This is a genomic window from Lysinibacillus sp. ZYM-1 (assembly GCF_001308875.1).
In the GTDB taxonomy this organism is placed as follows: domain Bacteria; phylum Bacillota; class Bacilli; order Bacillales_A; family Planococcaceae; genus Lysinibacillus.
Genome location: NZ_KQ465113.1, coordinates 163,942 through 171,345, shown reverse-complemented (window position 1 = coordinate 171,345; position 7,404 = coordinate 163,942). Strand labels below are relative to the sequence as shown.

Below are 7,404 nucleotides of genomic sequence, written 5' to 3'. Positions count from 1 at the left end.
CCCGTTAAATACCGACAATTGGCTGTTTAAAAGGTGTTTTCTTACTGTCTCAAAAACGACAGTCAGTGCCATAGTTGGTGGGCTTTTTGCTTTTGGGTGGGGTGCGGGGTGCGGCGGATAGAATCGCGGAAGTGAGGGATAGAAGTTGAAATGTGGTGGATAGAGCAGCGAAAGTGACGGATAAAAAACTCAAAGTGACGGATAGCATGTGTACCTAAGCCAATTTTTTCTACTATGGCAGGACACTTGAACTATCGCTGGTTTTGTTTTATAATAAGTATTACTGATTGCCAGATTTCATGGAAGCGTACTTTTAAGCTCCCACCGTACTAGAAGCAATTCTAGCTCTTTGTTTGAACGAGGCCTAACCGCTTCGGATCATCTATCAAGGGGACGTTACGGATTCGACAGGGATGGTTCAAGCTTTAGTCGCGCGTCGGAGGGCTCGGCTCCGTCAACAACGACAGTTATATAATAACTGGCAAACAACAAAACTTAGCTTTCGCAGCGTAAGCTCGTAAGCGCTCTGCCTCTCTATCGCCCATGTAGAGAACGTGGGGCCCAACTTTAGTGGGATACGGTCGATGGTGCCACCTGAGTCACCGACAAGAGATTTCCAGGTTAGCGTACAGGACGCCTGTTTGTCGGCATAATGTTACGCGAATCGTAAATAGGCAAACTACACGCGTAGAAGCTGAAGTATTGGAGTCTTTGGACGCGGGTTCGACTCCCGCCGTCTCCATAATAAACAATCGTTATTTGTAGCGTTATATCAACGTTCAAATGGCGTACATAGCGTCTGACACTGTACAATCGTACAGTCAAGCGGACAACAATCGACCTTCTAATCTTAACGGATTAGGAGGTTTTTTTGCGTGGTTAAACGTACCAGAAAGCATGGCGCATTTGCCGTCGATGAGACATTCGATATTGATATTAAGCGCGTTGAGAGTAGACGCGACTCATTGACGGTTCTCCAAGCGCTAAAAACGGTATATCGTCAAATGGAAATCAGCGGTAATAGACCGCGGACAATCGAAAGCTATGCGTTTGCATGGAACGAATTTATCAAGGTGACGAGCGTTCGATACGTCGAGGATATTGATGCGGATATGATTTACGATTACTTGAACGAAATCGACGTATCAAAAGCAACGAAGCTAGTTCGCTTGAAATCGTTGAAGGCGATACTAAATCGTTTCTTCGATAACCGTTGGATTGAGATTCGTTTTTGGTCGAAGATTCAAATTAAAGTTGATAAGACGATTAAAGGCGCATCAAAAGAGAGCGACGTTGAATTATTGCTATCGCTTATTGACCGCAGCACTTACGTTGGTTTCCGTGATTCAGTTGCGATTTTACTAATGTATAAAACGGGGCTACGTATTACAACGATTGGAGAATTGCGTGAACGTCATATCAACTTTACCTCTAATACGATTGATATGGACGGTGCTGTCCTTAAAAATCGCGATACGTTAAAGCTACCGATAGACGATCAGTTGGCGGAAATGTTGAAAGTATTAATCGAGAAAAACAAGCAGATTCGCCGTAAATACAATACGCGTAACACTTACGTTTTCTTATCCGCTAATGGACAAGGCATTAATAATAGCCAGTCATCCAGTAACGCCATTTCGAAGTCATTAACGAAGTATGCAAGAGAGTTCGGCTTAAAGAACGTCAATGCTCACGCGTTAAGACGAGCATTTGCGACTAACTTATTAAATCAAGGCGCTAATGTCGCTTTAATATCGAAAGCTCTCGGACACAAAAGTTTGGAGACAACAACCGTCTATCTCGATTTAGAGAAAGAATTTGTTGCAGAGTCTTTACGTGATTATTTATAAACAGAAAAAGCCGCTAGTGTTGACGCACTAACGACTCCTAACTTAATATCTACGCTAAAAATTGCCTGGCAGCAATAGCGTTTCTTAGGGTTCATTATATCGAAATTTTTTCGATGGTGCAACTTCTATTAAGTGCATCTTTTTTTAGCAGTAGCGACGAGGTTGCCCATAATTCGTCGTTAAAATAACCTGGAAAGGTTGCCGAACCGTTGCAAAAAATCGGATATATCGCAGGTCAAGCCGTTTCCTGTTACGGTTGCGACGAATTGGTGAGCGCCACCATTAAGGGCGCGGCATGGTTTATCGGCTAGTTACGGCTAGGGTAAGCATGTACATGCGGACAATCAGCGTACAAATACGCTCAATTAAGGACTACCGCACGTCTAGGACGATAATTAGACGAGTACATACGGATAGAAATATCCCATTCTAACAGGAGCATACGAGCCACCCAGGACGTCACTATGACGCTGAAATATGCGATTGTTACTTATTGTTTCTATTCACGTATTTCTACGAGTCTAGCGATAATAGGTAACCTCTCTGCGCCGATTTCCCGGAGCGAGCAGCTATTCTGCTGAAAATGGATGCGGTAGTCAAGTGTCAAACTATTAAAAGCCTTATGCTCATTGGGTTAGATATCAGTCTGTTTGACACGCATTGGATGCGCACATTACAATGAAAAAAGAAAGACGCAAACAGGGAGGAAGCCGAATGGGAGCATGGGGAATCAAAGCATTGGAAAGCGATGAAGGGTTGGATCTACTGACAGCGATCGAGGACTTGCTTCCTCGTGACACGTTGGATTTGGGCGAATTGATGGCGAAGTTTCGAGAAGGCGATTTCCTTTATGACGAAACAGTACTTGCCCTCGCAGAGCTGTATATAGAGTTCCAGGAGAATGGAAGCCTGGACTACGATCATGAGGAGGAGCGCTCCTTGACACAAGTACGGGCGTTCACAGCCAGTCGAGCCGCGCTTGGGTCTTTGCTGAAGCATTTGAATGTGATTTGGGCTGATATTGAGGGAGACTGCGAGGGGGATCTGGCGGAGCTGTGGCGAGAATCATCGAGCTGGGACGAATGGCGGGCACATGTGCAGCAGCTAATTGCCAAGTTGGAGGCACTGCTTCACAGCCTTGGATAGCATAAAAACTCCTCCAACCCCTATAACATTTCTCTCTATCCCTGAACAAAATATAAAGAGCGCAGCCAATTATTAGTCGGCATGCGCTCTTTCTTCGTCCACGATTTCGATTAGATCGCTAATTTCGCAATTCAAAGCTTTGCAAACCTTCTCCAATGTATCGAACTTTATTCCATCAGTTTCCTCGTTATATAAACGTGATAGTCCATTTCTATGTAATCCAGTTTCTTTTGCTAACTCTGAAATCTTCATTCTTTTCTCACCTAATAAACGAGATAAATGTACTTTAATCATATGTAGTCACAATCCTTTTTTTAATTTCATTTTACACTGTGGTGTATATAACTTCAATTTATTGTTGACAATGCACACTGTAGTGTATATTATATTAACTATAAAGCATACTGTAGTGTGCAAAAATGACACTAAGAGAGGCGGAATGTGAAATGTTTACGACGTTAGACGAGGGCAAATGGTTAACAGACAATGAAGTTTGGTCAGTGGAGTATCAAATTGTATCGTTTGAAAAAGAAGGCGTATTCTCAACGTCTTATCAGGTGTTTGTGAAGCGACGTAACTGTAGATGGGATTACACAGTTCCTACAATTCCAGTTCCGTTATACGTACAGGAAATGATTGACGACACTATTCGTAAGTGCAAGCGTTTAATAGCAGAGTATACGAAAAAAGTAGCCGACCAAGCAACGGAGATTGTTATCGCAGATAGTAGTGACTATTTAAATAACTACGAGGCTGTTTCCACAGAGAAAGGTGCTTGGCGAACTATTGTAATGCGTTTATCAAATAAAGCACTTAAAACAATTCCGATTTTCGATCATATGCATGTAGTTTGTTCAGATTTCTATCGCGCCTTGATAGTTGATGGTCAGGAGTTAGTAATTGGGGGGATTCCAGCATGAAACAAGGAGTTGCGCGTGAAGCGTCAGCGCAGTCGTTTGAGCGTGAATATAAGAAGGCATACATTAAGTTACTAACGAAAGCAGCCGCCAATACAGCAAAGCAAGTAGACGCATATTTTTTCGGTGAAGAAGGAGAGGACGGTGAACTTAGAGTGTGGTACTACGGTACAACAGCGTTTTCTATCGCAATAGCTTTGTTTATATATGTAATGATGTAATTAACGACATTCCGAATTAGACATCCATCTTAATATATGAAAAGTTAAATCCTCACTCGCGCAAACGAGTTGAGCCGTCCGTTTTGCGCCAACATTACGGACAATAAACACGCTAGGTCAGCGCCAACTGGCTTTGGCAATGAACACGAAGGATCGTTGCGCCAACAATGGTCGTTGAAAGCTAGGTGCGCCAACGCCTAGCTTTTCTAATCTTATAACCAGAGCATCCGTTAATGGGATAGAAAAATCCGTCAGAAATATTGCAGAATTAACTGATATATTGCTATGGAAAGACCTAGAATACAGGCTTTCATTTTAGCTGGATGATTTCTATCGCTACGAAACAAGTAAAAGAATACTACTATAAATCCTAAAGGAATCCAAAGCTGAAAGATACCATCTTTTGTACTGCGAGAAAAGATTGGAGCAATGTAAGTACTAATTAGAAAGTAAAAGTAAATAGTAAAACGTCTTGTTTCTAATTGCTTGCTCCATCTTATTAAAAGGAAAATAATGGTTATTGCTATAATCGTAATGTGTAAAGGGGGTAGAAAAAGAGAACCGTCCCCAAATTTAAATTCCACTTTGTATTCCCTCCTTTATTATAGTATAACACCATTTATAGTAAGAATTGTGTTTTAGCGGAAATCAAATCTGAAAATGCGTTTGAGTTCTTAGGAAGCTTAGCGTCTTCATTTCACCTTTATAAACGTGGCTATATCCGGCTTTAAATCGCAAGTTGACGTATTTATCATGCGAAGGCTGGAACGTCTAAAACGAAAGGAGAATTAACGGAGATGGGAAACGAATTATCAACGCTGTCTACTGATATAAACGTAATCACAGCAGAAATCAACGCTTATCAACGTGTAGCTGGCGAAGCTATTTTCGAGATTGGTAAACGGTTGAAGCACGTTAAGGAGAATGACTTAGCACACGGCGAGTTCGGAAATTGGGCGGAATCAATCGGATTTAAACGCGACCACGTACACAAGTTCATACAAGCGTATGAGCAATTCGGAAATCCGCAGACATCGGCGAATTTGACAGCGAGTAAGATATTCGAAATGCTATCGCTACCAAGCGAAGTCGACCGCCAACAATTCGTAGACTCTCCGCACACAATACCGTCTACTGGCGAAACTAAGTCGGTTGACGAAATGACTGTACGGGAACTGCGTGAGGTAAAGGCGGAATTGAAACGTAAAGATGCTATTATTGCAGAAAAGAAACGAAGCGAAGAAATCCTTACACGTCAAAACGAACGGCTATCGGACGAGTTAGCGTCTGTAACAAAGCCAAAAGAAATCGTAGTTGAGAAGGAAGTTGTCCCTAAATAGGACGTGTTTGTATGCAGTATTATAGTAGGAAGCGAGTTTATTAGATGTATGTCCGAAACTGAGTTTTGGTTCGGGTATATGTAATAGAAGGTAAAAAAAATGCAAAAAAGCACTTTACATTCCGCAAGTGCTGACGATATAATAAAAGTTGGTATTTCTGTTTTTTTGCAGACTTAACCTATATTATCAAATATCAATTTATAATGTCATTATACAGGAGGATGAACAGCAATGCAAGCGAAAATCGAAAAATTTATCGTAATCCATTCTCGCCAAGTAGCGCAGGAAATCATCGATGCAGGACAGGCCTTAATCAAAATGGAGCCGAGTCGACATAGGCGGGGCAAGCTTGTCTTTATATTTGAACGATCACATCTTATCGATGAAGTTCTTGCTAAAAGTTCTCCACGGCAACAACCGCAGTAATCGGCATCTAGTTTTGTCATCTATTCTATCGTAATTATTTGATAGATTGATAGCTGCGGAGGCTTTAGCCGACGCAAAGGGTTTTAATCATTTAATAACGACATCAAAAGTAAGTTAAAACACTTAAGCCAGCTGACGCTGTCTTGCATAGCAATACTAATATATCGTCTATTATCTTTAAGGGACATACGCTATAAACCTTGATATATCAACGTTTCTACGAAATTCTGCGACGGAGATGTTGCAAAAACAATATTAATCGGAGGTATTATGATGACGAATATTACAGTAATTGATTCAGTGATGGGCAGTGGTAAGACGAATTATGCAATTCAGTACATGAACGAAGCAAGTCTGTTAGATAGATTTATATTTGTTACGCCTTTTAAATCAGAAATTACGCGTATTCGCGAAAATGTAAAAGACCGAAATTTCTTAGAGCCTTTACATATCGGTGGTGGTCCTAAGATGACGCATCTAAAACAGTTAATCGCGATTGGTGCAGATATTGCTACTACGCACGAATTGTTCTCGCGAGCTGATGATGAATTAATCGAGTTGCTAGAGCAAAGTGGTTATACGTTAATCTTGGACGAAGTAATGGATATTGTGTCAGACGTACCAATCAAAAAAGCTGATATTCGCCGATTAATCCAGAATGGAGACGTTGTATTAAACAATGAAACTAGGCAAGTAGAATGGACGGGTGATCCTAACGATGATTCACGATACCGAGATATTAGAGAACTAGCTCAAGCAGGTAATCTTTATTTATTTCGTGATACGTTTATGGTTTGGGCGTTTCCTCCAGCGGTATTTAAGGCGTTTCCAAAAGCGTTTATTTTAACGTATCTCTTCAAGTGTCAGATGCAGAGGTATTACTTCAATATTTACGGATTTGAGTACGATTTCAAGGCGGTTGAAAAAGTCGGAGATAGATACGAATTAGTTGAGTATGATGTACGACGTGAAAATAGGGAGCAGTTACGGGCGCTAATTACTGTCTATGAAGGAAAATTAAACGACGTTGGTAATGAGAAAGGTGCGCTTAGTCAGACCAAGCTACGTAATTATGACGCTGATACATTGAAGAGGATTCGTGATAACACTTCTAACTTTTTTAGACGATATGCAGATAATGCTAAAGCTTCAGACGTTTACATCTCGACATTAAAGGAAGTTGAGCCTTCGTTATCACCGAGGGGATATAAAGGTTGTTTTATCGCACATAACGCTCGCGCTACGAATGAATACGCAGACAGACGCGCAGTTGCTTACTTACTAAATCGCTATATGAATAGAAATAAGCTAACGTTCTTCCAAGAAAACGGCGAAAAAGTAGAGGAAGAATTATACGCAGTCAGTGAGTTAGTCCAATGGATTTTCCGCAGTCGTATACGTAAAGGTGAGCCGATTCATGCTTATATTCCTGCAAGCCGAATGCGTGAAGCGCTTGAAAAGTGGGCGAATTACGAGATTTAAAAGTTAATTTCTTCAAAAAAAT

General features: G+C 41.2%; 9 protein-coding genes and 1 other RNA gene. 8 read left to right on the top strand and 2 right to left on the bottom strand.

The window, feature by feature from the left end; translation table 11 throughout:
- Positions 1 to 389 precede the first annotated feature (389 nt).
- The 3 genes from ssrA (at position 390) to AO843_RS08945 (ending at position 2,996) form a co-directional block, all read left to right on the top strand.
- Positions 390 to 745: a transfer-messenger RNA gene (ssrA, locus tag AO843_RS23980) on the top strand.
- Positions 746 to 875: 130 nt separating this feature from the next.
- The gene (locus AO843_RS08950) at positions 876 to 1,850 is read left to right on the top strand and encodes a tyrosine-type recombinase/integrase (RefSeq protein ID WP_054610772.1); all 975 of its coding nucleotides are present in this window, start codon (positions 876 to 878) and stop codon (positions 1,848 to 1,850) included.
- A 714-nt stretch (positions 1,851 to 2,564) separates the two neighbouring features.
- Positions 2,565 to 2,996, top strand: coding sequence for a DUF4259 domain-containing protein (locus tag AO843_RS08945; RefSeq protein WP_054610771.1), 432 nt, complete (start codon positions 2,565 to 2,567; stop codon positions 2,994 to 2,996).
- Between the two features lie 72 nt (positions 2,997 to 3,068).
- On the opposite strand, the gene AO843_RS08940 is transcribed toward AO843_RS08945, so the two are convergent.
- A complete protein-coding gene (locus tag AO843_RS08940) occupies positions 3,069 to 3,290 on the bottom strand; it encodes a helix-turn-helix domain-containing protein (protein WP_054610770.1) in 222 nt (73 codons plus the stop codon).
- Positions 3,291 to 3,442: 152 nt separating this feature from the next.
- Here AO843_RS08940 and AO843_RS08935 point away from each other — a divergent pair, with 152 nt between their 5' ends.
- Complete coding sequence (locus AO843_RS08935; protein WP_054610769.1) at positions 3,443 to 3,916, top strand: hypothetical protein; 474 nt, start codon at positions 3,443 to 3,445, stop codon at positions 3,914 to 3,916.
- Positions 3,913 to 4,134 carry a hypothetical protein gene (locus AO843_RS08930; protein ID WP_054610768.1) on the top strand — a complete coding sequence of 74 codons (222 nt, stop codon included), beginning with the start codon at positions 3,913 to 3,915 and terminating at the stop codon, positions 4,132 to 4,134. The genes AO843_RS08935 and AO843_RS08930 overlap by 4 nt, the downstream gene beginning before the upstream one ends.
- 251 nt (positions 4,135 to 4,385) lie before the next feature.
- Here the strand turns inward: AO843_RS08930 and AO843_RS08925 are convergent, their stop codons facing one another.
- Positions 4,386 to 4,718, bottom strand: a complete 333-nt coding sequence (locus AO843_RS08925) for a hypothetical protein (protein ID WP_054610767.1) — start codon at positions 4,716 to 4,718, stop codon at positions 4,386 to 4,388.
- Between the two features lie 213 nt (positions 4,719 to 4,931).
- On the opposite strand from AO843_RS08925, the gene AO843_RS08920 reads away from it, so the two are divergent.
- The 3 genes from AO843_RS08920 (at position 4,932) to AO843_RS08910 (ending at position 7,382) form a co-directional block, all read left to right on the top strand.
- Positions 4,932 to 5,474: a DUF3102 domain-containing protein gene (locus tag AO843_RS08920; RefSeq protein ID WP_054610766.1), complete on the top strand. Its 543-nt coding sequence runs from the start codon at positions 4,932 to 4,934 to the stop codon at positions 5,472 to 5,474.
- Between the two features lie 231 nt (positions 5,475 to 5,705).
- A complete protein-coding gene (locus AO843_RS08915; RefSeq protein WP_054610765.1) occupies positions 5,706 to 5,900 on the top strand; it encodes a hypothetical protein in 195 nt (64 codons plus the stop codon).
- 273 nt (positions 5,901 to 6,173) lie between these two features.
- Entirely contained in the window at positions 6,174 to 7,382 is a 1,209-nt protein-coding gene (locus AO843_RS08910) for a DEAD/DEAH box helicase family protein (RefSeq protein ID WP_054610764.1), read from the top strand.
- Positions 7,383 to 7,404 lie beyond the last annotated feature (22 nt).